This is a genomic window from Streptomyces tanashiensis (assembly GCF_014648895.1).
Taxonomy (GTDB): domain Bacteria; phylum Actinomycetota; class Actinomycetes; order Streptomycetales; family Streptomycetaceae; genus Streptomyces; species Streptomyces tanashiensis.
This window is the reverse complement of the sequence record NZ_BMRZ01000001.1, coordinates 1,064,186-1,089,702: the sequence shown is the minus strand read 5'-3', so window position 1 is coordinate 1,089,702 and position 25,517 is coordinate 1,064,186. Positions and strand designations below refer to the sequence as shown.

23 protein-coding genes are annotated in these 25,517 nt (G+C 73.2%); 14 read left to right on the top strand and 9 right to left on the bottom strand.

The features are described from left to right. Window positions 1–903 (top strand): aminoglycoside phosphotransferase family protein, encoded by a 903-nt coding sequence (locus IE237_RS04975; protein WP_189800516.1) that lies wholly within the window; start codon window positions 1–3, stop codon window positions 901–903. On the opposite strand, the gene IE237_RS04970 is transcribed toward IE237_RS04975, so the two are convergent. From IE237_RS04970 to IE237_RS04960, 3 genes are all read right to left on the bottom strand, one after another. Then, window positions 890–2,539, bottom strand: coding sequence for a transporter (locus tag IE237_RS04970; RefSeq protein ID WP_189800515.1), 1,650 nt, complete (start codon window positions 2,537–2,539; stop codon window positions 890–892). The genes IE237_RS04975 and IE237_RS04970 overlap by 14 nt on opposite strands. Beyond that, complete coding sequence (locus IE237_RS04965; protein WP_189800514.1) at window positions 2,536–3,402, bottom strand: ABC transporter ATP-binding protein; 867 nt, start codon at window positions 3,400–3,402, stop codon at window positions 2,536–2,538. Before IE237_RS04965 ends, IE237_RS04970 begins: the two co-directional genes overlap by 4 nt. Window positions 3,403–3,477: 75 nt before the next feature. Beyond that, window positions 3,478–4,140 carry a bifunctional DNA primase/polymerase gene (locus IE237_RS04960; RefSeq protein WP_229842255.1) on the bottom strand — a complete coding sequence of 221 codons (663 nt, stop codon included), beginning with the start codon at window positions 4,138–4,140 and terminating at the stop codon, window positions 3,478–3,480. Between the two features lie 289 nt (window positions 4,141–4,429). Here IE237_RS04960 and IE237_RS04955 point away from each other — a divergent pair, with 289 nt between their 5' ends. Further along, a complete protein-coding gene (locus IE237_RS04955) occupies window positions 4,430–5,812 on the top strand; it encodes an NsdA family TPR-like regulatory protein (RefSeq protein ID WP_189800512.1) in 1,383 nt (460 codons plus the stop codon). 179 nt (window positions 5,813–5,991) lie between these two features. Continuing rightward, window positions 5,992–7,377, top strand: a complete 1,386-nt coding sequence (locus IE237_RS04950; RefSeq protein WP_229842254.1) for a hypothetical protein — start codon at window positions 5,992–5,994, stop codon at window positions 7,375–7,377. 6 nt (window positions 7,378–7,383) lie between these two features. Here the strand turns inward: IE237_RS04950 and IE237_RS04945 are convergent, their stop codons facing one another. After that, window positions 7,384–8,649: an ABC transporter substrate-binding protein gene (locus IE237_RS04945; protein WP_189800511.1), complete on the bottom strand. Its 1,266-nt coding sequence runs from the start codon at window positions 8,647–8,649 to the stop codon at window positions 7,384–7,386. Between the two features lie 203 nt (window positions 8,650–8,852). Here IE237_RS04945 and IE237_RS04940 point away from each other — a divergent pair, with 203 nt between their 5' ends. Both IE237_RS04940 and purU read left to right on the top strand, forming a co-directional pair. Further along, window positions 8,853–9,296 (top strand): SCO4402 family protein, encoded by a 444-nt coding sequence (locus IE237_RS04940; protein WP_189800510.1) that lies wholly within the window; start codon window positions 8,853–8,855, stop codon window positions 9,294–9,296. Window positions 9,297–9,355: 59 nt separating this feature from the next. Next, window positions 9,356–10,207, top strand: coding sequence for a formyltetrahydrofolate deformylase (gene purU / locus IE237_RS04935; protein ID WP_189800509.1), 852 nt, complete (start codon window positions 9,356–9,358; stop codon window positions 10,205–10,207). Window positions 10,208–10,314: 107 nt separating this feature from the next. On the opposite strand, the gene IE237_RS04930 is transcribed toward purU, so the two are convergent. Continuing rightward, window positions 10,315–11,613 (bottom strand): DinB family protein, encoded by a 1,299-nt coding sequence (locus IE237_RS04930; protein WP_189800508.1) that lies wholly within the window; start codon window positions 11,611–11,613, stop codon window positions 10,315–10,317. Further along, window positions 11,610–12,191 carry a sigma-70 family RNA polymerase sigma factor gene (locus IE237_RS04925; protein WP_189800507.1) on the bottom strand — a complete coding sequence of 194 codons (582 nt, stop codon included), beginning with the start codon at window positions 12,189–12,191 and terminating at the stop codon, window positions 11,610–11,612. The genes IE237_RS04930 and IE237_RS04925 overlap by 4 nt, the downstream gene beginning before the upstream one ends. A 159-nt stretch (window positions 12,192–12,350) precedes the next feature. On the opposite strand from IE237_RS04925, the gene IE237_RS04920 reads away from it, so the two are divergent. Beyond that, complete coding sequence (locus IE237_RS04920; protein ID WP_189800506.1) at window positions 12,351–12,725, top strand: STAS domain-containing protein; 375 nt, start codon at window positions 12,351–12,353, stop codon at window positions 12,723–12,725. Here IE237_RS04920 and IE237_RS04915 read toward each other — a convergent pair. Beyond that, window positions 12,697–14,211: a class I adenylate-forming enzyme family protein gene (locus IE237_RS04915; protein WP_189800505.1), complete on the bottom strand. Its 1,515-nt coding sequence runs from the start codon at window positions 14,209–14,211 to the stop codon at window positions 12,697–12,699. The genes IE237_RS04920 and IE237_RS04915 overlap by 29 nt on opposite strands. Window positions 14,212–14,385: 174 nt before the next feature. On the opposite strand from IE237_RS04915, the gene IE237_RS04910 reads away from it, so the two are divergent. From IE237_RS04910 to IE237_RS04895, 4 genes are all read left to right on the top strand, one after another. Further along, window positions 14,386–15,594: an amidohydrolase family protein gene (locus IE237_RS04910; RefSeq protein ID WP_189800504.1), complete on the top strand. Its 1,209-nt coding sequence runs from the start codon at window positions 14,386–14,388 to the stop codon at window positions 15,592–15,594. Next, window positions 15,594–16,730 (top strand): acyl-CoA dehydrogenase family protein, encoded by a 1,137-nt coding sequence (locus IE237_RS04905; protein WP_189800503.1) that lies wholly within the window; start codon window positions 15,594–15,596, stop codon window positions 16,728–16,730. Before IE237_RS04910 ends, IE237_RS04905 begins: the two co-directional genes overlap by 1 nt. Window positions 16,731–16,735: 5 nt before the next feature. After that, complete coding sequence (locus IE237_RS04900; RefSeq protein WP_189800502.1) at window positions 16,736–17,671, top strand: acyl-CoA dehydrogenase family protein; 936 nt, start codon at window positions 16,736–16,738, stop codon at window positions 17,669–17,671. 363 nt (window positions 17,672–18,034) lie between these two features. After that, window positions 18,035–18,475, top strand: a complete 441-nt coding sequence (locus IE237_RS04895) for an ATP-binding protein (RefSeq protein WP_189800501.1) — start codon at window positions 18,035–18,037, stop codon at window positions 18,473–18,475. Window positions 18,476–18,677: 202 nt separating this feature from the next. Here IE237_RS04895 and IE237_RS04890 read toward each other — a convergent pair whose 3' ends face one another. Then, window positions 18,678–19,604 carry a cyclase family protein gene (locus IE237_RS04890; protein WP_189800500.1) on the bottom strand — a complete coding sequence of 309 codons (927 nt, stop codon included), beginning with the start codon at window positions 19,602–19,604 and terminating at the stop codon, window positions 18,678–18,680. Between the two features lie 101 nt (window positions 19,605–19,705). On the opposite strand from IE237_RS04890, the gene IE237_RS04885 reads away from it, so the two are divergent. Continuing rightward, complete coding sequence (locus tag IE237_RS04885; protein ID WP_189800499.1) at window positions 19,706–20,638, top strand: SDR family NAD(P)-dependent oxidoreductase; 933 nt, start codon at window positions 19,706–19,708, stop codon at window positions 20,636–20,638. Continuing rightward, window positions 20,635–21,684 (top strand): Zn-dependent alcohol dehydrogenase, encoded by a 1,050-nt coding sequence (locus IE237_RS04880; RefSeq protein ID WP_189800498.1) that lies wholly within the window; start codon window positions 20,635–20,637, stop codon window positions 21,682–21,684. The genes IE237_RS04885 and IE237_RS04880 overlap by 4 nt, the downstream gene beginning before the upstream one ends. A gap of 31 nt (window positions 21,685–21,715) precedes the next feature. On the opposite strand, the gene IE237_RS04875 is transcribed toward IE237_RS04880, so the two are convergent. Further along, the gene (locus tag IE237_RS04875) at window positions 21,716–22,696 is read right to left on the bottom strand and encodes a GlxA family transcriptional regulator (RefSeq protein WP_229842251.1); all 981 of its coding nucleotides are present in this window, start codon (window positions 22,694–22,696) and stop codon (window positions 21,716–21,718) included. Window positions 22,697–22,754: 58 nt separating this feature from the next. Between IE237_RS04875 and IE237_RS04870 the strand changes: the two genes are divergently transcribed. Both IE237_RS04870 and IE237_RS04865 read left to right on the top strand, forming a co-directional pair. Further along, a complete protein-coding gene (locus IE237_RS04870) occupies window positions 22,755–24,008 on the top strand; it encodes an MFS transporter (RefSeq protein WP_189800497.1) in 1,254 nt (417 codons plus the stop codon). A gap of 186 nt (window positions 24,009–24,194) precedes the next feature. Beyond that, window positions 24,195–25,496, top strand: a complete 1,302-nt coding sequence (locus IE237_RS04865; RefSeq protein WP_229842249.1) for an MFS transporter — start codon at window positions 24,195–24,197, stop codon at window positions 25,494–25,496. Window positions 25,497–25,517 lie beyond the last annotated feature (21 nt).

Genomic DNA, 25,517 nt, shown 5'->3' with positions numbered 1-25,517 from the left:
ATGGGGGACGCGGTGGATCACGACGAGAGTCTCGTACGGGCGCTGCTCCGGGATCAGCACCCGGACCTGGCGGCGCTGCCGCTGCGGCGGGTGCCGGGTGGCTGGGACAATCAGATGTGGCGGCTCGGCGACGAGTTGGCCGTACGGATGCCCCGTACCGAACGGGCCCCGGGCCTGCTGCGCAAGGAGCACCGCTGGCTGCCCGCGCTGGCGCCGCTGCTCCCGCTGCCCGTGCCCGTCCCCGTGCGCACCGGGGAGCCGTCCGCCCGCTTCCCCGGGACCTGGACGGTGGCCCGCTGGGTGCCGGGCGAGCCGGGCGACGCGACCCCCGTCACGCGCGGCGGCCACGCGGCCGTGGCCCTGGGGGGCTTCCTGCGGGCGCTGCACCGGGAGGCGCCCGGGGAGGCGCCCGCCAACCCGGACCGGGGGGTCCCGCTTGAGGGCTTCGTGGCGGGGTTCGAGGAGGGGTTCCCGCTCCTGGCCGACCACGCCGATCCGGCGGTCGTACGGCGGGTGTGGGAGGACGCCCTCGCCGCGCCCGGTCCGCAGGGCCCGCCGGTGTGGCTGCACGGGGATCTGCATCCCGCGAACGTCGCCGTCGCGGACGGCACCCTCTCCGGCGTCCTCGACTTCGGCGAACTCTGCGCGGGCGACCCGGCGACGGACCTCTCGGCGGCCTGGCTGCTGCTGCCGGAGGGCGCGGCCGAGCCGTTCCTCGACGCGTACGGGAAGGGCGACGAGGCCACCGTCCGCCGGGCCCGGGGCTGGGCGCTGCTCCGCGCGGCCGGGCTCATCGCCATCGGCCGCGCGGGCGAGCGGGGCCTCCCGGGCGGGAAGCCGACCTGGGGCCCGGCCGGCCGCGCCGCCCTCACCCGCGTCCTGGGGGCACCTACCCCTTGCTGACCGCCGTCAGGATCTCCGGCAGGCGCTTCGCCGTCCGCGGGGCCGCCAGCTTGAGGCCCGCGAGGATCAGGAGCGCGCCGTAGAGCGCGCCGGCCGGGAGGAGGAGCCACAGCAGGGACTGCTGGTCGGACACGTGGAGGTAGACCGTCGCGCCGATGAGCGGGGAGCACAGCACACCGGCCGCGAGCATGCCGCCCATGATCGAGATCCAGGCCAGGCCGCCCTGCCCCGGCGCCACGTTCTTGTAGCCGCTGTCCTGCGGGATCGAGTACGGGAAGCTCGCCGAGGTCACCGCGCCCGTCCCGACCATCGCGCCGAGCAGGCCGAGCGCCAGGCCGAGGGCCTCGGGGAACTGCCCCCAGTCGCCGAGGACGGCGGCGGTCACGCCCGTCACGAGCACCGTGAACGGCAGCGTGATCGCGAGCAGGGCCAGGGCCCGCGCCCGGAGTTCGGCGTACGCGTCGGCCGCCGTCGAGACGGTCTGGGCGACCATCCAGAACGCCGAGCTGTCCTGCCCGAACTGGTTGTACATCAGCATGCCGAGCATGCCGGAGGCGAAGCACGCGAAGTAGATCGAGCCCGCGCCCTGGAAGGCGTTGAAGAGGGGGACGATCAGGCCGATGGCGAGCGAGGTCACCCACGCCGCCTTCGTCTTCGGGTCGCGCCAGATGTACCGCAGGCTGCGCTCCATGACCGCGCCGGTGCGTCCGCCCGGCAGGACCCGGGCGAGCAGCCCCGAACCGGCGGACTTCTCCTTGGCGCCCGCGTCCGAGGCCGCGCCGATCGTGGAGCCGTCCGGCTCGACCATCAGCCGCACCAGGCTCCGCTGCCACCAGTACACGAGCGCCACGAGGACCGCCGCCGTGAGCAGCAGCCGGGCCGCCGCCACGGCGTAGTCGCCCTTGCTCGCGGAGTCGACCGCGCCGATCGCGGCGGCCGGCGGCAGCCAGCCGACGACGGCCGTCGCCGGTTCGAGGGATTCGAGGCCGCCGGCCCGGCCGAGCCGCTGGGCGCCGAAGTTCACGAACTGCATGCCGACCGCGATGACCAGACCGCTCAGCAGGGCCAGGTCCCGGCCCTTGCGGGAGGTCAGGAGCCGGACGTTGGCGGCGGCCACGGCCCGGGACAGCGCCACGCACGTCACCGCGGTGAGCGGGACGGCGAGGACGGCGAGGACGGTGGCGGCCGCGCCGTGCGCGAGGGCCAGGACCGCGCCCAGGGCCAGGACGAAGGTGAGGGCGGGGCCGACGCCCACGAGGGAGGCCACGAGCAGCGCCCGGACCAGCGGCCGGGGCCGCAGCGGCAGCATCACGAGCCGCGAGGGGTCGAGGGTCTCGTCGCCGCTCGGGATGAACAGCGGCATCACCGTCCAGGACAGCGCGAGGACCCCGGTGAGGAGGATCGCGACGGTGTCGGCGTCGGCGCTGCCCCGCAGGAGGACGAAGGCCAGCACCATGGCCGCGGCGAGGACGGCGCCGAAGACGATCGACAGGATGTACGCGACGGTCCGCCCGCCGGACTGCCGCAGCCCGTTCCGCAGCAGCGCCAGCTTGAGCCGGACGAAGACGGACGTGAGCGACGGTACGGGAGCGGTCGTGGTGACGGGAGAGGTGGCGGGAGAGGTGGCGGCGCTCATCGCTGCGTACCGCCCGCGCCCGCACCCGAACCGCCGCCCAGCCAGTCCAGCGAGTCCCCGGCCGCCGAGCGGCCGTTCGCGCCGACGAGTTCCAGGAACGCCTCCTGGAGCGAGGACGCCGAGCCCCGCACCTCGGCCAGCGGGCCCTGCGCCCGGATCCGGCCGCCCGCCATGACGGCGACCCAGTCGCAGAGCGACTCGACGAGCTCCATGACGTGGCTGGAGAAGACGACGGTCGCGCCGGAGGAGGTGTACCGCTCCAGGACGCCGCGGATGGTCTGCGCGGAGACCGGGTCGACGCCCTCGAAGGGCTCGTCGAGGAAGAGGACCTCGGGATTGTGGAGGAGCGCGGCCGCGAGGCCGATCTTCTTCCGCATGCCGGTCGAGTAGTCGACGACCAGCTTGTTCTGCGAGCCGGTCAGGTCGAGCACGTCGAGGAGCTGCGCCGCCCGCTTGTCGACCTCGGCGCCGGGCAGACCGCGCAGCCGGCCGCTGTAGGCGAGGAGTTCACGGCCGGAGAGGCGCTCGAAGAGCCGCAGTCCCTCCGGCAGGATCCCGATGCGGGCCTTGACCTCGGCGACCGACTCCGGGTCGGCCCACACGTCGTGCCCGGCGACGAGGATCCGCCCGTGGTCGGGCCGCAGCAGGCCGGTGATCATGGAGAGGGTGGTGGTCTTGCCGGCCCCGTTGGGCCCGACGAGCCCGATGAACCGGCCCGCGGGCAGGACGAGATCGATCCCGTTCACCGCGATCTGCTGGCCGAAACGCTTCCACAGCCCCTCGACGCGCACCGCGGGCACCGCACCTTCCCCCGGTGCGGTGCCCGCCTTGTCGAACGCTCCGTCAAATGCCTGGTCAGGCATGGTCCGTCAACCTTTCGGTCGTCCCCGTGTGTACGGGGACACCCTAAGGGCGCGGCCGACCGGGCTCCCAGGTGATTACGTGCGGCTCCTCGCCTCCGCCGCTTCCCGGCCACACGCGTACGCGAGGGCGCTGATCAACTCCTCCGCGTCCGGCAGCCACCGGTTCGCCGGGGTGGGACGCCGGGCCCACTGCACCGCGCCGAAGCCGCCGATCCGGGTGGGCGGGGCCGCCACGTAGTGGCCCTCGCCACGGGTGGCGAGGTCGATGGAGGCCGGGGCCCAGCCGAGCTTGCGGACCAGGTCCGGCACCTTGGTGGCGGCGCCGGGCAGGACGAAGAAGTACATCCGGCGGTCCGGGGTGCAGGTCACGGGGCCGAGCGTCAGCTCCATGCGCTCCATCCGGGCGAGCGCCAGGAAGCCCGCCGACTCGGACACCTCGATCGCGTCGAAGGTGCGGCCGGTCGGCAGCAGGATCGACGCCTTCGGCGTCTTCGACCACATCCGCCGCGCCCCGACCCCGCTCCCGGTCGCCTGGGTCGACCAGTCGGGCCTGACCGCGTGGGCGCCGGGCACGGCGCACGCGTCGGCGCCGCAGGAGCAGCGCTCCCTGCCCTCGACGGCTTCCAGCCAGGTCCCGGGAAACACGTCCCAGTGCCGCTCTTCCGCGTACCGCACGGCGCTGTCCAGCAGCTGCTCGCCCCGCTGCTTGGGGATCTGTGCGGCGTCCGTGACTCCCATGGTCTCTTCCACGGTGAGCACAACTTCCCCCGCCACCTGGGGTTACGGGCGCGGCGGCGAGCGTGTTGACGCATCGATCCTGCACGCGGGGCGCATGGGTGCACGGGCGGGGGCGCGCGGAGGGGAGGGGAGCGGGGGTGGGTACGCACAGGTGGGGGCTCCGGCGGCGGGTGGCTTCGGACTCGCGGCCGACGTGTCCGGTTTCGCGTGTTCACATCTGCATTGACCGCATATTCGCCGGGCATTGATCAGTTCTCTCGTGATCACCGCACGGCCTCAGGGGGTACTCATGGCAGCCAGGCCACTCGTTCCGCGTCAGCTCAACGAACGGCTCCAGGCGCTCATCCAGGAGGCCGGCTGCTCCAACGCCGGTCTCGCCCGCAGGGTCAACATGGTCGGCGCGGAGCGCGGACTCGACCTGCGCTACGACAAGACGTCGGTGGCGCGCTGGCTGCGCGGGCAGCAGCCGCGCGGCCGGGCGCCCGGGATCATCGCGGAGGCGCTGGGCCGCAAACTGGGCCGCACGGTCACGATCGACGAGGTCGGCATGGCCAACGGCCGGAACCTCGCCGCCGGGGTGGGGCTCCAGTTCGCGCCGACCGTGCCCGGGGCGATCGAGCAGGTCTGCGAGCTGTGGCGCAGCGACGTGGGGCGCCGGGACTTCCTGAACGGTTCGACGGTCGCGGCCTCGGCCCTGGTCGAGCCCAGCAGGGACTGGCTGATCACGGGGCCCGACGCGCATGTGGCCCGGATGGCGGGGGCCCGCGTCGGGGTCGCGGACGTGGCGGCCGTACGGGAGATGACGGCCGCGCTCGTCGACCTCGACCGGCGCTTCGGCAGCGGTCATGTGCGGCCGGTGGTCGTGCACTACCTCAACAGCGTGGTGTCGGGGATGCTGTCGGGCTCGTACCGGGAGGCCGTCGGCCGGCAGCTCTTCGCGGCCGTCGCCCGACTGACCGAGCTCGCCGGGTACATGGCGGTGGACACCGGTGAACCGGGGCTCGCGCAGCGGTACTACATCCAGGCGCTGCGGCTCGCGCAGGCGGCGGGGGACCGGGGGTACGGCGGCTATGTGCTCGCCGCCTCGATGAGCCACCTCGCCGCGCAGCTCGGCAACCCGCGGGAGATCGCCCAGTTGGCGCGGGCGGCGCAGGAGGGCGCGCGCGGGAAGGTGCCGCCGCGCGCGGAGGCGATGTTCCTCGCGGCGGAGGCCCGCGGGCACGCGCTGATGGGCGACGTGCGCGCCTTCGAGGCGGCGGCGGGCCTCGCCGTGCGTGCGCTCGACCGGGCCGATCCCGAGGCGGGTGACGACCCGGCGTGGATCGCCCACTTCGACGCGGCCTACCTCGCGGACGAACTGGCGCACTGCCACCGGGACCTGGGGCAGGCGGAGGCGGCGGCGCGGGCGGCGGAGGAGTCGATCGCCGGTCATCCGGAGTCGCGGGCGCGGCGGCGGGCGATCGGCCTGGCGCTGCTCGCCTCGGCGCAGGTGCAGCAGCGGGAGGTGGAGCAGGCCTGCCGGACGGGCACGAAGGCGCTCGAACTGCTGGGCACGCTGCGGTCGTCGCGGGGCGCGGAGTACCTGGACGATCTGAGGGAGCGCCTGGAGCCGTACGCGGGGGAGGCGGTGGTGCGGGAGTTCGGCGCGCGGCTGGAGCTGTACGCCGCCTAGGGCCCGTCTTTCGGATCAGGCCGGGCTCGCGCGGCCGATCCGCCGGATCGGCCCCGGACGCCCGCGCCCCTTCCGTGAACAGGTTGTGTAACCGGTCTCACACGTGTGTGCGGAGGCCTGGGCGCACCCGGTAGCGTGAGCCGACGATTCCGTAGGTTGGTCCATCAGTGGGAGTCCCGGTGACGCAGAACGGACAGGGTCCGGAGCATGGCGGCGGTCAGCCGTGGGGCGGCCCCTGGGGCCCCGCCGGTGGTGCGCCGGGCGGGCAGCCGCTGCCGCCCGCGCAGCCGCTGCCCCCGGAGGCGCCGCAGGGCGCCGCCGACATGCAGTCCACCCAGTACCTGCCGCCGATACCGCCGCAGCAGGCCCCGCCGCAGCCCGGCTACGGCTACCCGGGGCCCGGTGCCCCGGCCGCCGCCGACATGCAGGCGACCCAGCACATCGCGCCGGTCCCGGGCGGGATGCCGCCGGTGCAGGGGATGCCGCCGCAGCACGGCGGGATGCCGCCGGTCCAGGCCGCCCCGCAGCCGGGGTACGGCTACCCGCCGCCGGCCGGCGCCTCGGAGGCGACCCAGTTCATGGCCCCGGTGCCGCCGCAGCAGGGCGGGGGCTCCGACACCCAGTTCCTCGGCACGGGCCCGCTCGCGCACCAGGGGCCCGGTCCCGCCGGTGCCTCGGACGCGACCCAGTACATCGCCCCCGTACCGGCGCAGACGCCCGGTGAGCGGCAGCCGCCCGCCGAGTTCGACAACCTCTTCCGTACGGAGGCGCCGCGGCCGCCCCAGCAGCCGCACGCGCCGCAGGGCTACCAGCAGCCGGGCCCGGCCCCGTACCAGCAGCCCCAGCAGCACCAGCCGCCCCAGCCCCCGCAGCAGTACGGCTTCCAGGACGCCTACTACGACGACGACGAGCCCGCGCCGCGCCGCAAGTCGCCGGTCGCGCTGATCGCCGCCGTGGTCGTCGGCTGCGCGGTCGTCGGCCTCGGTGCCGGCGCGCTGCTCAGCGGCGGCGACGAGGAGAAGGACCCCAAGACCGGCGGGCAGAACGTGGCGGCGAGCTCGGCCGCGCCCTCCGCCTCGGCCGAGCAGCCCACGGAGAAGCCGGCCGACCCGGCGGAGCCGCAGGCACAGGAGCTCAGCAAGCTCCTCGCGACGAGCAGCAGCAGCCGTGAGACGGTGATCAGCTCGGTCGCGTCCATCAACCAGTGCAAGAACCTCGACCAGGCCGCGAGCGACCTGCGGGGCGCCGCCGAGCAGCGCCGCGGACTGATCACCAAGCTCCAGGCGCTGTCGGTCGACAAGATCCCGGACAACGCGGCGCTGACGGCGGCGCTCACCAAGGCCTGGCAGGCCTCGGCCGCCGCCGACGACCACTACGCGGCCTGGGCCGACCAGATGAAGGGCAAGAAGGCCTGCAAGGGCGGTCACGCCCGTTCGACCAGCCAGAAGTCCGCGGGCGACGCGAAGAGCGGCGAGGCCACCAACGCCAAGAAGACGGCGGCCGGGCTGTGGAACCCGACCGCCACGAAGTACGGCCTGGAGAAGCGGAGCTGGACGCAGCTCTGAGCAGGCCTACGGGGCGCTGAGGACGGTCTCGCCGACGTCGACGAAGCCGGGCTTCTGTGCCACGAGCCGCCCCTGGCGCACCACCTGGAAGGTCACCTCGTGGTTGACGATCCGGGTGAAGCCGGGGGCGCCGAGCAGGTCCTCGTACTTCCAGCGCAGGCTGGGGGTGAGGCCGCCGGTGTCGATCCGCTCGCCCCGGTCGAGGGCGTGGCTGATCTGCCCGGCCGTGATCGTGTCCTGGTCCAGGGACTCGACGACGTCCTTGAGGACCGTGTACGCGATCCAGGTGGTCTGTACGCCGGCGTCGGCGGGGTCGACCCGGTTGTCGGCGAAGGCGTGCTGCTGGATGACCTTGCGCATCGGCGCCCAGCTCCGGTCGCCCGCCTCCGGGTACCAGCCGGTGACGAACGCGCCCTCGAAGGGGCTGTGGGGTCCGCCGGTGCGGTCGATCACGGGCTGGTCGACGCTGCCGAGGACCGAGGAGATCCGTACGGCGTCCCGCTTCTCCCGCTCGCGCTGCTCGGGGAGCCGGCGGAAGGAGTCGAAGAAGGTCTGGGTGCGTTCGCCGAGGACGGCGGTCACGCAGCCCTTCTCGTCACCGGCCCGGCTGCGGGCCCGGCCGGCCTGCTGGGTGTACTCGGCGGCGTCCTCCAGGGCCGGGATGTCGACGGCGGTCCGGTGACTCGCCTTCCGCAGGCCGGAGTTGAGGAGCTCGGGGAGCTTGTCGCCCGCGGTGGTGTCGGGGCGGACGAGGGAGACCCGGTCGCAGGAGCCGGCGAGCTGCATGCCGTGCCCGGCGACGAGGGAGGCCACCCCGCCGTTGACGGGGTAGGAGATCGGGCTGGTGAACTCGTCCTCCGCGATGCCGTAACCGCCGATGTACGGGATGCCGGCGGCCTCCAGCGGGGCCATGAAGGCGCGGCCGTTCTGGCTGTACGAGCCGACGACGGCCACCGCGTTCTCGCGGACGGCCCGGCGGGCGCAGGCGGCGGCGCCCGCGGTGGTGTTCTGTTCGTTGCAGGTGAGGACGCGCAGTTCGTGTCCGTCGATGCCGCCCTGGGAGTTGACCCACCGGGCGTAGGTCTGCGCCATGGCGGGCATTCCGGGCATATTGGTCGCTCGGGTCTGGTCGGGAGCCCAGGTCATCACCGTGACGGGCTCCCTGGAGCCCCCCGTGGCCCCAGGGAGCACGCCACACCCGGTGAGCAGCGACGCTCCGGCCGCCGCGGTCGTGACGTACGCGAGGAGTGAGGTCAGTCGCCTACCGGTCATGGGCATGCACATTTCCGCCTCACGGGTAACGCGGGAGTGAGCATGGTTCAACGATGGGTGACGTGAAGGTGAATTACGGGGGCCGCGGCCGGATGGGGAGGGGGCGAGTCCGCTTACCGGACAAGGGAACGTACGATCGAAACGTGTCCAGTCCAGTCTCCGGTTCGGTTAACTCTTCCCGTCGCGGCCGTCGCTCCTCCACCATGGGCGGCATGCCGCTCAACGACATGCCGTGGTGGCGCTGGCGCAGCAACGTGCGCTCGGCGCTGCACATGCTCTCCGACCCCGGATTCCACGAGACGACCTGGCTGGCCGGCCAGGAGGGGTACGGCGACGTCACCGACGCCGTCTACCGCCTCGTCGAGGACACCTGGCTCGACAACTGGTCCGCCGAGAAGTACGTCGGCTCGATCTTCCGGGACACCGGCGAGGCCGCCCTCGTCGACGTCGCCGTCCTCCGGGTGCTGAGGATCATGCACCAGGTCGGCCCGGACGCCCAGGTGTCCGCCTATCTCCAGCACCCCGGCTGGCCCGAGGCCGTACGCGCCGCCCGCGAGGCGCACGTACGGATGGCGCAGGCCGACGGGGAGGACCCCGACACGCCCCCGCGCTCCCTCGACGTGCTCCGTATCATGACCCGGTCCTGAGGCGTTCCGCCTGACGGACGGTGGTCCTCCCGGCGAGACGTCTGTGGCAGGCTGACGGGATGACCGACCAGTACGTCCTCACCCTCTCGTGCCCGGACAAGCAGGGCATCGTGCACGCCGTGTCGAGCTACCTCTTCATCACCGGGTGCAACATCGAGGACAGCCAGCAGTTCGGAGACCGTGACACCGGTCTCTTCTTCATGCGGGTCCACTTCTCGGCCGAGTCCCCGGTGAACGTCGACAAGCTCCGGGCGAGCTTCGCCGCCGTCGGCGACTCCTTCGCGATGGACTGGCAGATCAACCGGGCCGACCAGCCCATGCGGGTCGTGCTGATGGTCTCGAAGTTCGGCCACTGCCTGAACGACCTGCTGTTCCGGTCGCGGATCGGGGCGCTGCCGGTGGAGATCGTCGCGGTCGTCTCCAACCACCAGGACTTCGAGGAACTGGTCGGCTCCTACGGGATCCCCTTCCGGCACATCCCCGTCACGAAGGACACCAAGGCGGAGGCCGAGGCCGAGCTCCTCGACCTCGTCCGCGCGGAGAACGTCGAGCTGGTCGTCCTCGCCCGCTACATGCAGGTCCTCTCCGACGACCTCTGCAAGCAGCTCTCCGGGCGGATCATCAACATCCACCACTCCTTCCTCCCCAGCTTCAAGGGCGCCAAGCCCTACCACCAGGCGCACGCGCGCGGCGTCAAGCTCATCGGCGCGACCGCGCACTACGTGACGGCCGACCTCGACGAGGGGCCGATCATCGAGCAGGAGGTCGAGCGCGTCGGTCACGAGGTGACGCCGGACCAGCTGGTGGCGACGGGGCGGGACGTCGAGTGCCAGGCGCTGGCGCGGGCGGTCAAGTGGCACGCGGAACGCCGCATCCTCCTGAACGGCCGCCGCACGGTCGTCTTCGCCTGACCCGACGCGCCCCGCGCCCGTGTGGGCCGCGCCCCGCCGTTGTGGGCAATCGTTCCGCCCTGCGGGACGATTGCCCACACGGCGGTGGGCGCAGCCCGCGACGGCGGCTACAGGCGGCTCAAGGACGCCGCCGCGGCCAGGACGTCCCTGATGGCCTCGCGGTCGCCGTCCTGCCCCGCCGCCGCCTCCTCCGGCGTGATGTGCCCCGCCACCAGCTGGCAGAACTCCACCCCGTCCATCGCCACCTGCGCGACCGCGTGGTCCGCCGAGCCGACCGCCGCCGGCGAGTCCAGCGCGATGTACCAGTGGCCGCCGCCCGCGCCCTCGATCTCCAGGTGGAGGGAGCGGCCGGGCGCGCCCGCCGCGACGAGGTGGCGGGCCGGGGACGCGAGGCCCGTGCGGCGGCGGTTCGCGAGGGCCGCCGGGAGCAGCCGGGCCGCGAGGTCGATCATCCCGTGGAGGTGCGCGCCGCTCGGCGGCGCGTACGGGTACGCCACCGCGTTCGCGATGTCGTCCGCGTGCAGCCAGCACTCGAAGGCCCGCTCCAGGAGGGAGTCCCGGAGGGGGAGGGCGAAGTCCTTGTACGTGACCGTCAGGTCCGCCACCCCTCGGCCGGCGAACGCGACCGTCCGGATCAGCGTGTGCGACTGGTCCCGCCAGGGGCCCCGGAGCGAGCGGTTCGGCGGCCGGTCCAGGGCCGACCAGAGCGCCTCCGTCCGCTCCGTCGGCGACAGCTCCGGCACGCCCGCGCCCAGCGGGTCGTCCAGGCCGAGTGCCGTGGACACCAGGCCGTCCACGGCCAGGAGGTGGCCGATGACCGCCGCGACGGTGGCCTTGCGGCGCATCACGCGGTCCTCCTCGTACCACTTGAGCCGCACCGGCGCGTGCCACTCGGACTCGCCGATGTCCCGGAGGAGCGCGTCGAGCCGGGCGGTCTCCGCGTCGTACGGCGTGACCCAGTCGGGGACGGGGATACGGGCGGGGCGGCGGCCCAGGCAGTTCTCCAGGACCCGGGAGCGGAGCAGCGGGTCGAGGTCCAGGTCGCGGTCCTCGTGGAGGAGCGCGACGGCGTCGCGGAGCCGGAGGGCCTCGTCGGCGCAGGGCGCGCAGACGGTGAGGTGGTTCTCGACGGCCCTGCTCTCACCGGTGGAGCACGCCGAAAGTGCCCAGGCCCCGAGCAGGGACTTGAGCACGTCGTGGGTGAGGACCGGTACCTCCAGGTCCGGGTCGTCCAGGTCCGGGTCGTCCACGTCCGGGTCGTCCACGTCCGGGTCGTCCACGTCCGGTTCCTCTGCCTCCTCCGGCAGCCGTGCCGTCAGGTCCGCGTGGTCGTCGGCCGCCCGACGCGGTCCCGGTATCCAGGGGGCGCGCGCGACCTCGTCGCCGTCGCCGGTCGCCCCGGTCACGGCGTCCGTCCGTAGCCGGGCGGAGAGGATCCTTCGAGCGGCCGGGTGTTCGCGGAGGAGAGCAGCTGGAGTCCGAGCCGGAGGCGCCGGCGGGCCTCGTCCTCGGTGACGCCGAGGTCGGCGGCGGTCTGGCGGTAGTCGCGCCGCTGGAAGTACGCCAGTTCGAGCGCGGCCCGCAGCGGGGCGGGCATGGAGGTCACGATGTAGTCGGCGCGGGCGGCGACCGTGGCCCGGTGGACCTTCTGCTCCAGCTCCTCGGCGGAGCCGAGTCCCGTCTCCGCGTACGCCAGGGTCTCGGCCTGCCGCAGCCGGTGCACGGCCTGCCGCTGGGTCAGTTTGGCGACCCACGAGCGCATGTTGCCCTGCTTCGGGTCGTAGGAGTCGGGGTTCTCCCAGATGTAGCCGAAGACCTCGCGGGTGACCTGGTCGGCCGCGTCGTCGTCGTCGAGGACCCGGTGGGCGAGGCTGTGGACGAGGGCGGCGAACCGGTCGTAGAACTCGCCGAGGGCAGCGGCCTCCCCGCGCGCCAGCCGCTGCTGCATCCTGCGGTCCCAGCGCGGTGGTGTGTCCATCGCCATGAGGCCCTCCGTCCCGGTTCTCCTCCAAAGTAATGGGCCGCTCCGACAACGCACTCCTGTTTGCCGCAAGTGCGCTCTTGACGCCGCCGCCGATGGTAAGGAAAGCGTCATCCCTCGCCACGGGGGTTTCGGCGTCTGCCGGCGGGGCAGGCGGCGTCCGTGACGACGATCGAGGTCGACGAGGACGAGCACGGCCCCTGGACGGTCCTCCGTGTCCGGGGGGAACTGGACCTGGTCACCTCCCCCCGGATACGCCGCCGCGTCCACGACGCCGTCGCGGGCGGCCGCCACGACCTGGTGATCGACCTGTCCGCCGTGCGGTTCTGCGACTCCAGCGGCGTCGGCGTGCTGATCGCCTCCCGCCGGCTGCTCCGCTCCTGCGGCGGCCGGCTCCGCCTGATCCTTCCCGTGGAGCCCGACGACCGGGACGGTCATGTCGGCCGGGTGCTCTCCGCGCTCGGCGTGCGCCGTCTCTTCGACGTGTACGAGGACCTGCCGGAGGCCCTCACGGGCTCGTGCCGAAGCGCTCCCTGAGCTTGTACTTCAGCACCTTCCGCAGGGTCTCGTTGCGGGGCAGCGCGTCCACCACCTCCAGCTGTTCCGGCAGCTTGTGGACGGAGAGTCCGGCCTCCCGCAGGAAGGCCGTGACCTGCGGGAGGCCGAGCGGGGCGGCGCCCGGGGGCTGTTCGACGACGGCGCAGACGCGTTCGCCGCGCTCGGCGTCCGGGAGGCCTATGACGGCGGCGTCGCCCACGTCCGGGTGCCGGTGGAGGAGGTCCTCGATCTCCTTGGCCGAGATGTTCTCTCCCTTGCGGATGATGATGTCCTTGATGCGGCCCGTGAGGACGAGGTGGCCGCCGGGCGTGAGGTGCCCGACGTCGCCGGTGACGAGGAAGCCGTCCTCGTCGAAGGCGGCGGCCGTCTGCGCCGGGTCGAGATAGCCCCGGCAGACGGCCTCGCCGCGGAGCCGGACCTCGCCGTCGGCGGTGATCCGGATCTCCATCCCGGCGGGCGGCCGGCCCTCGGTGGTGGCGAGGTTCTCGTCGGTGTCCTCGGGGTCGCCCATCGTGATCATGGGGACCTCGGTCATGCCGTACCCGTGGGTGAGCCGGCAGCCCAGCTCCTTCCGTACCGCGTGGTAGATCTCGGGCGGCTTGGGCGCCCCGCCGCCCGCGAGCAGACGGAGGGTGGGGATGACGGGCTTCCCGGGCTGTTTGCGCTGCTCGGCGAGGAACATCGCGTAGAAGGCGGTGGAGCCGCCGGCGACCGTCACGCCGTGCCGGTTGTACTCGTCGAGGGCCTCCGGCAGCGCGAACTGTTCGAACATCACGGCGGGGAATCCGTACAGCAGGAGCATCACCGTGTAGTCGGGCCCGGCGATGTGCGCGTACGGGAAGGCCATCGAGCCGACGTCCTCGGCCGTCAGCCGGAGGGCGTGGGCGAGGCAGGAGCCGCCGGCGAGGAGCGAGCGGTCGGTGTGCAGGACGCCCTTGGGGTCGGAGGTGGTGCCGGAGGTCCAGTAGATCCAGCGGACGTCGGTCCCGGAGGCGGGCGGCGGCGGCAGGACGGCCGGGTCGCCGTCCGGCAGGCTCTCGGGCGAGTAAGCCTCGAAGATCCCGCGCGCGCCGAGCCTCCGTGCCATCTCCGTATGGTCGAATCCACGCCAGATTCCGGGGACCGCGAAGTACTCGGCCTCGGAGGCGCGCAGCGCGAAGCCGACCTCCTTGTCCCGGTAGAAGGGGATCACCGGGGACTGCACGGCGCCGAGGCGGGCGAGCGCGAAGGAGAGCACGGCGGTCTCGATGCGGGTGGGCAGCTGCCAGGCGACGACGGTGCCGGGGCGCACGCCCTTCTCGTACAGGCCGGCGGCGCAGCGTTCGGCGCGCTCGCGGAGGCCGCCGAAGGTGAGGACGCGGTCGCCCTGGAGGAGGACGGGCCGGTCGGGGGTGAGGGCGGCGCGGCGTTCGACGAGCTCCCAGAGCGTGCGGGACCCGCCCAGGGCGTGTGCGGTCGCGTTCATGACCGTACTCCTCTCGTCCGTACTCCTCATGGCTGACGTTCCGTCAGATAGTGCGGTGAGCGTAGAGGTCCGGCGCTTGTCGGTCCAGGGGTGCGGGGCTAGCCTGATCCCGTCAGATCTGACGGGTCATCAGAAACGGGCCGGGAACGGTCCGCCGAATCCGGGAGAGGCTCCATGACGGAACTGCCCCGCATCATCAGCGTCGACGACCACGTGATCGAGCCCGCCCACCTCTTCGAGACCTGGCTCCCGAAGAAGTACCGCGACCGCGGCCCCCGGCCCCTCACGGCCGGCATCGGCGAGCTCGCCTACGTCGCCGGCAAGTACCAGATCACGATGGACCCCGAAGGGCCGCCGACCGACTGGTGGATCTACGAGGACCTCAAGTTCCCGTACAAGCGCAACATCGCCGCCGTCGGCTTCGACCGCGACGACATGACCCTGGAGGGCATCACCCGCGAGGAGATGCGGCGCGGCTGCTGGGACCCCGCCGCCCGCCTGAAGGACATGGACCTCAACCACGTCGAGGCCTCCCTCTGCTTCCCGACCTTCCCCCGCTTCTGCGGGCAGACCTTCGCCGAGGCCCAGGACAAGGAGGTGGCCCTCGCCTGCGTCCGCGCCTACAACGACTGGATGGTCGAGGAGTGGTGCGGCGACAGCGGCGGCCGGCTCATCCCGCTCTGCATCATCCCCCTCTGGGACATCGGCCTCGCCGTCGCCGAGATCCGGCGCAACGCCGCCCGCGGGGTCAAGGCCGTCACCTTCTCCGAGATCCCCACCCACCTCGGCCTGCCGTCCATCCACTCCGGCTACTGGGACCCCTTCTTCGCCGTCTGCCAGGAGACCGGCACGGTGGTCAACATGCACATCGGGTCGTCCAGCCAGATGCCGGCCGCCTCGCCCGACGCCCCGCCCGCCGTCCAGGCCTCCCTCAGCTTCAACAACGCCATGGCCTCGATGATGGACTTCCTCTTCAGCGGGGTCCTGGTGAAGTTCCCCCGGCTCAAGCTCGCCTACAGCGAGGGCCAGATGGGCTGGATCCCCTACGCCCTCGAACGCGCCGACGACGTCTGGGAGGAGCACCGCGCCTGGGGCGGCGTCCGCGACATCGTCCCCGAGCCCCCGTCCACGTACTACTACCGGCAGATCTTCTGCTGCTTCTTCCGCGACAAGCACGGCATCGCCTCGCTGGACGTGGTGGGCCGGGACAACGCCACCTTCGAGACCGACTACCCGCACGTCGACTCGACCTTCCCGCACACCAAGGAGGTCGCCCTCGACCACGTCCAGGGCCTCGACGACGAGACGGTCTACAAGCTCATGCGGGGCAACGCCATCCGCATGCTCGGCCTCGACCTCGACCGCGACCGCCGGACCGCCTGATGGACCTCTCCTGCACCGACGAGGAGGAGGAGTACCGCGCCCGCCTGCGGGAATGGCTCGCCGCCACCCTGCCGGGCCTCCCCGGGCGGCCCGACCCGCTCGACTGGCCCGCCCGCCGCGCCTACGACTGCGGCTGGCAGCGCCGCCTGTACGACGCCGGATACGCCGACACCCACTGGGACGCCTCCCCGACCCAGCGACTCATCTTCCTGGAGGAGACCGAGCTCGCCGGGGCGCCCTACGTCGGCGCCAACTTCGTCGGCCTCCTCCACGCCGGACCCACGATCGCCGCCGAGGGCACGGCCGCGCAGCGCGCGCGGTGGCTGCCGCCGATCCTGCGCGGCGACGAGGTCTGGTGCCAGGGCTTCAGCGAGCCGGACGCCGGGTCGGACCTCGCCTCGCTCCGCACCCGGGCCGTACGGGACGGGGACGCGTACGTCGTCACCGGGCAGAAGATCTGGACCTCGCACGCCGAGGTCGCCGACTGGTGCGAGCTCCTCGTCCGCACGGACCCGGAGGCCACGTCCAAGCACCGGGGCATCACCTGGCTCGCCCTGCCCATGGACGCCCCCGGCATCACCGTACGGCCGCTGCGCACCCTCGCCGGGTCGACCGAGTTCGCCGAGGTCTTCCTCGACGAGGTGCGGGTGCCCGTCGAGAACCGGGTGGGGGAGGAGAACGACGGCTGGCGGGTCACCATGGTCACGCTCTCCTTCGAACGCGGCACCGCCTTCGTCGGCGAGGTCGTCGCCTGCCGCCGCCTCCTCGGCGAACTCGCCCGCACGGCCCGGAAGAACGGCACCTGGGACGACCCCGTCCTGCGGCGCCGGCTCGGCAGGCTCTCCGCCGAGTTCCAGGCGCTCTGGCGGATCGTCCAGGCCAACGTCAGCGAGGCCCAGGCGACCGGCGGCGTCCCCGGCGCCGGCGGTTCCGTCTTCAAGCTGCACTACTCGCACGCCCGCCAGGAGCTGTACGACGCGGCCGCCGCCGTCCTGGGGCCCGACGCGCTCGACCTCGGCCGCGACTGGACCCTCGACCGGCTGTCCTCGCTCTCGTACACGATCGCGGCCGGCACCTCCCAGATCCAGCGCAACATCGTCGCCGAGCGCATCCTCGGCCTGCCGAAGGGCCGGTGACCCCCATGGACTTCCGACTCACCGAGGACCAGCGGGCGCTGCGGCGAGGCGTACGGGAACTGCTCGCGCGCCTCTTCGGCCGGGAGGCGCTGCGGGCGGCCGTCGACGCCCCTTCGCTGGACCGGGAGCTGTGGCGGGAGCTCGGCGCGGCCGGGTTCTTCGCGCTGCGGCTCCCGGAGGCGGAGGGGGGTGTCGGGCTCGGGCTCCCGGAGGCGGTCCTCGTCTTCGAGGAGGCGGGGAGGGTGCTGCTGCCGGGGCCGCTGGTGGCCACGCACGTGGCCGCGGGGTCCGTGCCGGGGGCGGCGGACGGGTCCGTCGTGGTGACCGCCGCCTCGGAGGGCCTGGTCCCCTGGCTGGACGAGGCGGACGTGGTGCTGGGCGATGTCACGGGCGCGGTCCGGGTGCGGTCGGTCGATCCGCTGACGCCGCTGCACAGGTTGCCCGGTCCTGTGGGCGCCGTAGGTGCGGAGAGCCTGGGCCCGGCAGGGGCGCCGTCCGTTGTGCCCACCCGTCCGGCCCCAGCGGGACGACTGCCCACAACGGACGCCGTTCTCCTCACCGCCGCCGAGCAGGTGGGCAGTGCCGCCGCCACCACCGACGCGGCCGTCTCGTACGCGCGGCAGCGGTCGCAGTTCGGGCAGGTGATCGGGGGGTTCCAGGCGGTGAAGCACCTCTGTGCCGGGATGCTCGTGCGGACCGAGCTCGCCCGCGCCGCCGTCCGGGCCGCCGCCGTCACCGGCGACCCCGTCGAGATCGCGGGGGCCAAGCTGCTCGCCGACGAGGCGGCGGTCGGCAACGCGCGGGACTGCCTCCAGGTGCACGGCGGGATGGGCTTCACCTGGGAGGCCGATGTGCACCTGCACCTGAAGCGGGCCTGGGTGCGGGCCGAGCTGCGGCTGCCCGCCGCGCGGGCGGAGGAGGAGGTGGCCGCCGCACTGTGATCCGTACGTAGCGCTGCGCGTCCCGGGCGTCACGGAATGTCGATATCGGGTTGTGTCCTTCGGCGGGGCCGTCACGGCCCGGAGTCGGCCTCCGCCTCCGGTACGCTCCGTGGGATGCGAGTGCTCGATGCCCCGGATCGTCCCGGTGTCGCCCCTGCGGCGGCCCCGCGGCCGGGAATGCCCGCCGCTCGCACCCGGCGTTCGACTGCCCGCAGCGTGCGTCGCACAGTATGGACCATGCGTACTCCTTCGCGCTGGAATATGCCCGAAGCGCTTGTTGCGGTGACTGTACGTCAACCATGCTGTCCCACAAGGGAATCACGTTCCGTGAAGGTGTGTCCGCCGGTTCGGATGGTGTGAGCGGTGCAGGTACTTCAGGTTCAGTTGGAGGTCGGGCCGGACCCGGCAGAGGTGGGACGAGCCCGGAAGTGGGCCCGTTCGCGACTCGCCGGGTCGGGCATAGGGGATGACGAGCCGCTCGCCGAGACGCTGGTGCTCCTCATCTCCGAGCTGGTGACCAACGCCGTGGTGCACACGGGCTGCCCGGCCGTGCTGCGGATGCTGTTCGCCGCGGAGGGCCGTGGGGTGCGGGTCGAGGTCGCCGACGCGAGCGACTGCCCGCCGCGGCCCCGGCACGCGGAGGGCGACGACACCAACGGGCGCGGCCTGGAGCTGGTGGACGGCCTCGCGGACCGGTGGGGCTGGCAGCCGGAGGCGGTCGGCAAGAGCATCTGGTGCGAGGTGGACCGGGTCGCGCCCGTGTCGCCCGTGTCCTCTCTGTCGCCCCATCGGGTGCGCTGTTGACGATTCGTTCCGTTTTGCCCACTCTGGGGTGAGCGATTCGTGGCGAGGGGAGCCGAGGGCCGTGGCCCTCGGCGTGTGCGGGTCGTGGCCGGGTGGCGGCGGGCCGTGCCGTGCTCGGGGCGCGTGCGAGCGCGCCGCCGCCCGTGAAGTCCCGCAGGGATGCCGCCTGTGAAGGCCCGGCAGGGCTGCCGCCCGTGAAGGCCTACAGGATGGCGACCGGGGCCACCGGTGTGCCCGTACCGCCGACGAAGGGCTCGGGCATCGCGGAGAGCAGGAAGGCGTAGCGCCCTTCTTGTGCACAGGCTGTGGACAGAGCCTCCAGATTCCAGTTCTGCCCCTGGAGCATGCCCATCTCGACCAGGTCGAGGGCGTGCACGGGCAGCCAGAGGTCCTCGATCTCGGGCGGGAAGATCTCGAAGGTGAGCGTGTCGTTGGCGACGGCCGCGACGTCGTGGGCGTGGAACCACTCGGGCGTGCGGACCGAGAGGCCGGGTGACGGGAAGGCGTACCCGTGCCTGTCCCCGGCCAGGTACGCCTGGATCTGCCCGGTCCGTACGAGGACGACGTCCCCGGACCGTACCGTCACCCCGCCGAACTCGGCCGCCTCGTCGAGGTCCTCGGGCGTCACGGCGTGGTCGCCGGGCAGCCGGTCCACGCCCTTCGCGGCGGCGACGTCCAGGAGGACCCCGCGGCTCACGAGGTGACGGGCCGTGTGGATGCCGCTGAACTCGGAGCGGCCGTGCGGGGTGATCGAGGCGGCGGGGCGGCCGTTGTAGATGCGGCCCGAGTGGGAGACGTGCGTGAGGGCGTCCCAGTGGGTGCCGGCCTGGAGGCCGAGGGTCACGGCGTCGTCGCTGGTGGCGACCGTGCCGGGGCCGAAGAGCTCCTGGTTGACCTGGACCATGACGTGGAGCGGGTTCACCCGGCCGGGGATCATGCCCGTCTGCACGCCGTCCTGCTTGAGGTCGACGGCGAGCGGGACGCGCAGGCCGGTGCGGACGGTGGCGACGGCCTCCCGCACGACCTCGTCGGTGACGAGGTTGAGCGTGCCGATCTCGTCGTCCTGGCCCCAGCGGCCCCAGTTGTTGACGCGCTTGGCGATCTCGTGGAAGGCGGCGGGGAGAGACATCGGGGCCTCCGGGGTCTTGTTTTCCGGTATCTGACGGACCGTAGAATCCTGACGACGAACGAATCTAACGGACCGTCAGAAAGTGCGGGAAGGGGCCGGGCGTGGGGAACTTCTTGGCTGGCAAGGTCGTCGCCGTGACGGGGGCGGGGCGCGGCATCGGCCGCGCCGTCGCCCTCGCGTGCGCGGCGGAGGGCGCGAAGGTCGTCGTCAACGACTACGGGGTGTCGATCGAGGGCGGTGAGCCGACCTCGGAGATCGCGGCCTCGGTCGTGAAGGAGATCGAGGCGGCGGGCGGTACGGCCCTCGCCGTCGCGGACGACATCTCCACGATGGCGGGCGGGGCCCGGGTGGTCGAGGCCGCCCTCACCGCGTACGGGCGCGTCGACGGGGTCGTGTGCGTCGCCGGCATCCTGCGCGAGCGGATGCTCTTCAACATGTCCGAGGAGGAGTGGGACCCGGTCGTCGCCACCCATCTGAAGGGCACCTTCACCGTCTTCAGGGCGGCGTCGGCGGTCATGCGCAAGCAGGGCACCGGGACCCTCATCGGCTTCACCAGCGGCAACCACCAGGGCTCCGTGGCCCAGGCCAACTACTCCGCGGCGAAGGGCGGGATCATCTCGCTCGTACGGAGCGCGGCCCTCGGCCTCCACAAGTACGGCGTCACCGCGAACGCGGTCGCGCCGGTGGCGCGCACCCGGATGTCGGCGAACGTCCCCATGGAGCTCAAGGAGATCGGCGAGCCGGAGGACGTGGCGGCGCTCGTCGTCTACCTGCTGAGCGAGCGGGCCCGCGAGGAGCGGATCACCGGCCAGGTGTACACCATCGCCGGCCCCAAGATCGCGGTCTGGGCGCAGCCCCGGGAGCTGCGCGCGGGCTACGCGGAGGGCGGCGCCTGGACCCCCGAACGCATCGCGGACTTCCTGCCGGGGACGGTGGGGACGGACCCCATGCCGATGCTCGCCCGGCTGGAGGAGATGGCCCGGGCCGCCGCCGCGGGCGAGCGTCCCAACGCCGCCGGGGGGGCCGGGTCATGAGGGGCGTCGTCTTCGACGGGAAGCAGGTCCAGGTCGTCGACGACCTGGAGGTGCGGGACCCCGGTCCCGGCGAGGTGCTCGTGGCGATCGCCGCCGCCGGGCTCTGCCACAGTGATCTGTCCGTCCTCGACGGGACCATCCCGTTCCCCCCGCCCGTCGTCCTCGGCCACGAGGGCGCCGGGGTCGTGGAGGCCGTGGGCCCGGGGGTCACCCACGTCGTCGCCGGCGACCACGTGGCCCTGTCGACGCTCGCGAACTGCGGCGCCTGCGCCGACTGCGACCGGGGCCGGCCGACCATGTGCCGGAAGGCGATCGGGATGCCGGGGCAGCCGTTCTCGCGCGACGGGCAGCCGCTCTTCCAGTTCGCCTCGAACTCGTCCTTCGCGGAGCGGACCGTGGTCAAGGCCGTCCAGGCCGTGAAGATCCCGCGGGACATCCCGCTGACCTCCGCCGCCCTCATGGGCTGCGGCGTCCTCACCGGCGTCGGAGCCGTACTGAACCGGGCGAAGGTCGGCCGCGGCGACACCGTCGTCGTCATCGGCACCGGCGGCATCGGCCTCAACGTCCTCCAGGGCGCCCGGATCGCGGGCGCGCTGACGATCGTCGCCGTGGACACGAACCCGGAGAAGGAGGCGGTCGCCCGGCAGTTCGGCGCGACGCACTTCCTCGCGTCCGCCGACGGCGTGCGGGAGATCCTGCCCACCGGCGCCGACCACGTCTTCGAGTGCGTCGGCCACACCGGCCTCGTCAGGACCGCGATCGACCTCCTCGACCGGCACGGTCAGGCGGTCCTGCTGGGGATGACCGCGCCGAAGGCGGAGGTGAGCTTCCTGCCGGCGGCGATGTTCCTGGACAAGTCGATCCTCGGCTGCCGGTACGGCTCCTCCCGCCCCCAGAAGGACATCGCCCTCTACGCGGAGCTGTACCGCTCGGGAGGCCTGCTCCTCGACGAGCTGGTGACCCGGACGTACCCCGTGGAGGATTTCGCCCGCGCCGCCGCGGACGCGGAACGGGGGAAGGTGGCGCGGGGGGTGCTGACCTTCTGAGCACGGGCGTTCCGCACGGGGGCGGGTCGGCTCAGCCGGAGGCCGCCCCCGTGCGGAAGGTGCGGCGGTAGGACGTCGGGGTCACGCCGATCGCGGTCATCAGGTGCACGCGCAGCGACTGGGCCGTGCCGAAGCCGGCGTCCTGGGCGACCCGGTCGACGGGCAGGCCGGTGGACTCCAGGAGGTACCGGGCGCGTTCGACGCGCTGCTGGGTGAGCCACTGGCCGGGGCTGATGCCGACCTCGTCGCGGAAGCGGCGCGTGAACGTCCGGACGCTCATCGCCTCCTTCCCCGCGAGGTCCCGCAGCTGGATCGGCTCGTGGAGGTGCGCGAGCGCCCAGGCCCGCGCGGTCGCCGTGGTGTGGCTGCCGGTCTCCGGCAGGGGCCGCTCGATGTACTGGGCCTGGCCGCCGTCCCGGTGGGGCGGTACGACGGTCCTGCGGGCGACGTCGTTGGCGACGGACGTGCCGTGGTCGCGGCGCACGATGTGCAGGCACAGGTCGATCCCGGCGGCCACGCCGGCCGAGGTGAGGACGTCGCCGTCGTCGATGAAGAGGACGTCCGCGTCGACCCGCACGCTCGGGAAGAGGCGCTGGAAGTGCGCGGCGGACGCCCAGTGGGTGGTGGCCGGGCGCCCGTCGAGGAAGCCGGCGGCGGCCAGCACGTACCCGCCGGTGCAGATGGAGACCAGCCGGGTGCCCGGCCGGATCCGCGCGAGCGCGGCGGCGAGCTCCTCGGGCAGCCGTCCCTCGTCGTAGACCGGACCGAGCTCGTACGAGGCGGGCACGACGACCGTGTCGGCGGTGGCGAGGGCCTCCGGGCCGTGCTCGACGTGGATCGAGAAGTCGGCGTCGGTGGGGACGGGGCCCGCGACCGGGGCGCAGGTCACGATCTCGTACAGCGGGCGGCCCTCGGCGTCCTTCGCACGGCCGAAGATGCGGTGCGGGATGCCCAGCTCGAAGGGGAGCAGGCCGGGCAGGGCGAGAACGGCGACGCGGTGCGGCGGCGGCACGAGCAGCGCCCCCCTTCATAAATCGGTGGTGGTCCAGACCACCCACTGGTAGCTCTACTTGTCCGTGACGGACAACACGTACAAGTCTGAGGCCGCCGAGCGGATTCCCGCCCCGGTCGTGCCGCCCGCGCTGTGGAACCGCAACTTCCGGCTCTTCTTCGTCGCCCGGGGCGTCGCCGTCTTCGGCGAGGGCATGGTCCCGGTCGCCTTCGCCGCCGGACTCCTCGGAGCCGGCCACTCCGGCTCCACCGTCGGCTACGCGCTCGGCGGCTGGACCGCCGCCTTCGCCGTCTTCGTGCTCTTCGGCGGCGTCCTCGCCGACCGGTTCACCGCCCGCCGCATGATGATCATCGCCGACCTCCTGCGGCTGCCCGGGGCCGCCGTCCTCGCCGTCTCCTTCACGCTCGGCAGCCCGCCGCTCTGGGCGGTCTACAGCCTGTCCGTGCTCAGCGGCGTCGGCGCCGCCCTCTTCCAGCCCGGCGTCGCCTCCACCATCCCCCGCATCGCCCCCGACGTGCAGCGCGCCAACGCCGTCCTGCGGGTCGTCGAGGCCCTCATGACCATGGCGGGACCGGCCGCCGCCGGCCTGCTCGTCGCCGTGTGGAACGCGGGCGCCGCCTTCGCCGTCAACGGCGTCACCTTCGCCGTGAGCGCCGTCTGCTTCACCCTCATGCGCCTCGCCCCGATACCCTCCGACTCCACCCGTCGCGACTCCCTCGGCGCCGAACTCGCGGGCGGATGGAAGGAGTTCCGTGCCAGGAGCTGGCTCTGGGGCGTCATCTCCATCTGGACCGTGTACGGGCTGACCGTCGCCGGCCCCATGGTCCCGCTCACCGCGAGCCTGGTCACCGAGGACCACGGCTCGGCCGCCTACGGCGTGCTCATGGCCGTCAACGGCGCCGGCAGCGCGGCCGGCGGCCTCCTCGCGATCCGGCTGCGCCCGCGCCGCCCCCTCGCGGCGGGCGCGGTGGCGCTCGTCGGCCTCCCCGTGAACCTGCTCCTGCTCGGCCTGGGCGCCCCGGTCGCGGTCCTCGGCGCGGGCCAGTTCATCGGCGGGGCGGCCTTCGCCTTCTGGCTGGTGATGTGGTCCACCTCGGTCCAGACGCACGTGCCGCAGGAGGCCCTGAACCGGATGCACGCGTACGACGTGGCCGGCTCCCTCCTGATGATGGGCGTCGGCCGCACCCTGTCGGGGCCGGTGGCGGCCGCGGTCGGCACGGAGGAGGTGCTGCTCACGGGGGCGGGGATCGCGGTGCTCGTGGTCGCGGCGCTGCTGGTGGTGAGACCGATCAGGACGCTGCCGCGCGCCTGATGCCCCGACGGGTGTCCGGGCGCGGCGCCTGATGCCCCGGCGGGTGTCCCGGCGCGGTGCCTGATGCCCCGGCGGGTGCTCCGGCGCGCGCACGGGTGTGTGGCCCGCTGCGTGTGTCCCGATCCTTTGGAAACCTGTCATTCGGGCCAATGGCCGGGGAGGGCGCGGGCCGGGATGCTCAGTGGCATGGCCCAGACAACCGAGACCCCCGCCCGTACGCCCGAAAAGGCACCCCGCCGCCGCGTCCACCGTGCCTGGTTCGTCGCGGCGGTCACCTTCGTCACGATCATCGGCGCCGCGGCCTTCGCCTCCCTGCCGGGCCTGCTCATCGAGCCGCTGCACGAGGAGTTCGACTGGTCGCGGGGGACGATCGGCTTCGCCGTCTCGGTGAACCTCGCCCTCTACGGCCTCACCGCCCCCTTCGCCGCCGCCCTCATGGACCGCTTCGGCATCCGCCGGGTCGTGGCCGTCGCCCTGACGATCATCTCCGCCGGGTCGGTCCTGACGGTGTGGATGACGGCCGCCTGGCAGCTCGTCCTCTACTGGGGCGTCCTCGTCGGCCTCGGCAGCGGCTCCATGGCCCTCGCCTTCGCCGCGACCGTCACCAACCGCTGGTTCGTGGCGAGGCGCGGCCTGGTCACCGGCATCCTCACCGCCGCCGGAGCCTCCGGCCAGCTGGTCTTCCTGCCGCTGCTCTCCTGGCTGGTCGAGCACCACGGCTGGCGCCCCGCCGCCGTCACCGTGGCGCTCGCCGCCCTCGCGGTCGTCCCCTTCGTGTGGCTGCTGCTCCGCGACCACCCGGCGGACGTCCGGCTCGCCCCGTACGGCGGGGAGTACGCCGAGAAGCCCGCGCCCGTCCCCGGCGCCGCCCGCCGCGCCGTCACCGTCCTCCTCAAGGCCGCCCGCACCGGCCCGTTCTGGCTCCTCGCCGGCTCCTTCGCGATCTGCGGCGCCTCCACGAACGGCCTGGTCAAGACGCACTTCGTGCCGGCGGCGCACGACCACGGCATGCCGGTGACGGCCGCGGCCGGACTCCTCGCGGTGATCGGCGTCTTCGACGTCGTCGGCACGGTCGCCTCCGGCTGGTTCACCGACCGCTTCTCGCCGCGCCGCCTGCTGGCCGTCTACTACGCCCTGCGCGGCGTCTCCCTCCTCTTCCTGCCGATGCTCCTGGCCCCCTCCGTCCACCCGCCGATGCTCTTCTTCATCGTCTTCTACGGCCTGGACTGGGTCGCCACCGTCCCGCCGACGATCGCGCTGTGCCGGGAGCACTACGGCGAGGACTCGGCGATCGTCTTCGGCTGGGTCCTCGCCTCCCACCAGGTCGGCGCGGCGGCCGTCGCCTTCGCGGGCGGCGTGGCCCGCGACGTCTTCGGCACGTACGACGTCGTCTGGTACGCCTCGGGCGCGCTGTGCGCGGCGGCGGCCCTGATGGCCCTCGTCATCAGCCGACCCCGGACGGAGCTGCTCTCCCCGGCGGGAGCATGATGATCCTCAGGGGGTGATCGC

Coding starts and splice junctions, on each gene's coding strand:
- IE237_RS04945 (WP_189800511.1), bottom strand. CDS start 8,649: ATGACCGGTAGGCGACTGACCTCACTCCTCGCGTACGTCACGACCGCG.
- IE237_RS04965 (WP_189800514.1), bottom strand. CDS start 3,402: ATGCCTGACCAGGCATTTGACGGAGCGTTCGACAAGGCGGGCACCGCA.
- IE237_RS04890 (WP_189800500.1), bottom strand. CDS start 19,604: ATGTCTCTCCCCGCCGCCTTCCACGAGATCGCCAAGCGCGTCAACAAC.
- IE237_RS04905 (WP_189800503.1), top strand. CDS start 15,594: ATGGACCTCTCCTGCACCGACGAGGAGGAGGAGTACCGCGCCCGCCTG.
- IE237_RS04975 (WP_189800516.1), top strand. CDS start 1: ATGGGGGACGCGGTGGATCACGACGAGAGTCTCGTACGGGCGCTGCTC.
- IE237_RS04900 (WP_189800502.1), top strand. CDS start 16,736: ATGGACTTCCGACTCACCGAGGACCAGCGGGCGCTGCGGCGAGGCGTA.
- IE237_RS04910 (WP_189800504.1), top strand. CDS start 14,386: ATGACGGAACTGCCCCGCATCATCAGCGTCGACGACCACGTGATCGAG.
- IE237_RS04925 (WP_189800507.1), bottom strand. CDS start 12,191: ATGGCGATGGACACACCACCGCGCTGGGACCGCAGGATGCAGCAGCGG.
- purU (WP_189800509.1), top strand. CDS start 9,356: ATGACCGACCAGTACGTCCTCACCCTCTCGTGCCCGGACAAGCAGGGC.
- IE237_RS04970 (WP_189800515.1), bottom strand. CDS start 2,539: ATGAGCGCCGCCACCTCTCCCGCCACCTCTCCCGTCACCACGACCGCT.
- IE237_RS04940 (WP_189800510.1), top strand. CDS start 8,853: ATGGGCGGCATGCCGCTCAACGACATGCCGTGGTGGCGCTGGCGCAGC.
- IE237_RS04865 (WP_229842249.1), top strand. CDS start 24,195: ATGGCCCAGACAACCGAGACCCCCGCCCGTACGCCCGAAAAGGCACCC.
- IE237_RS04955 (WP_189800512.1), top strand. CDS start 4,430: ATGGCAGCCAGGCCACTCGTTCCGCGTCAGCTCAACGAACGGCTCCAG.
- IE237_RS04880 (WP_189800498.1), top strand. CDS start 20,635: ATGAGGGGCGTCGTCTTCGACGGGAAGCAGGTCCAGGTCGTCGACGAC.
- IE237_RS04960 (WP_229842255.1), bottom strand. CDS start 4,140: ATGGGAGTCACGGACGCCGCACAGATCCCCAAGCAGCGGGGCGAGCAG.
- IE237_RS04915 (WP_189800505.1), bottom strand. CDS start 14,211: ATGAACGCGACCGCACACGCCCTGGGCGGGTCCCGCACGCTCTGGGAG.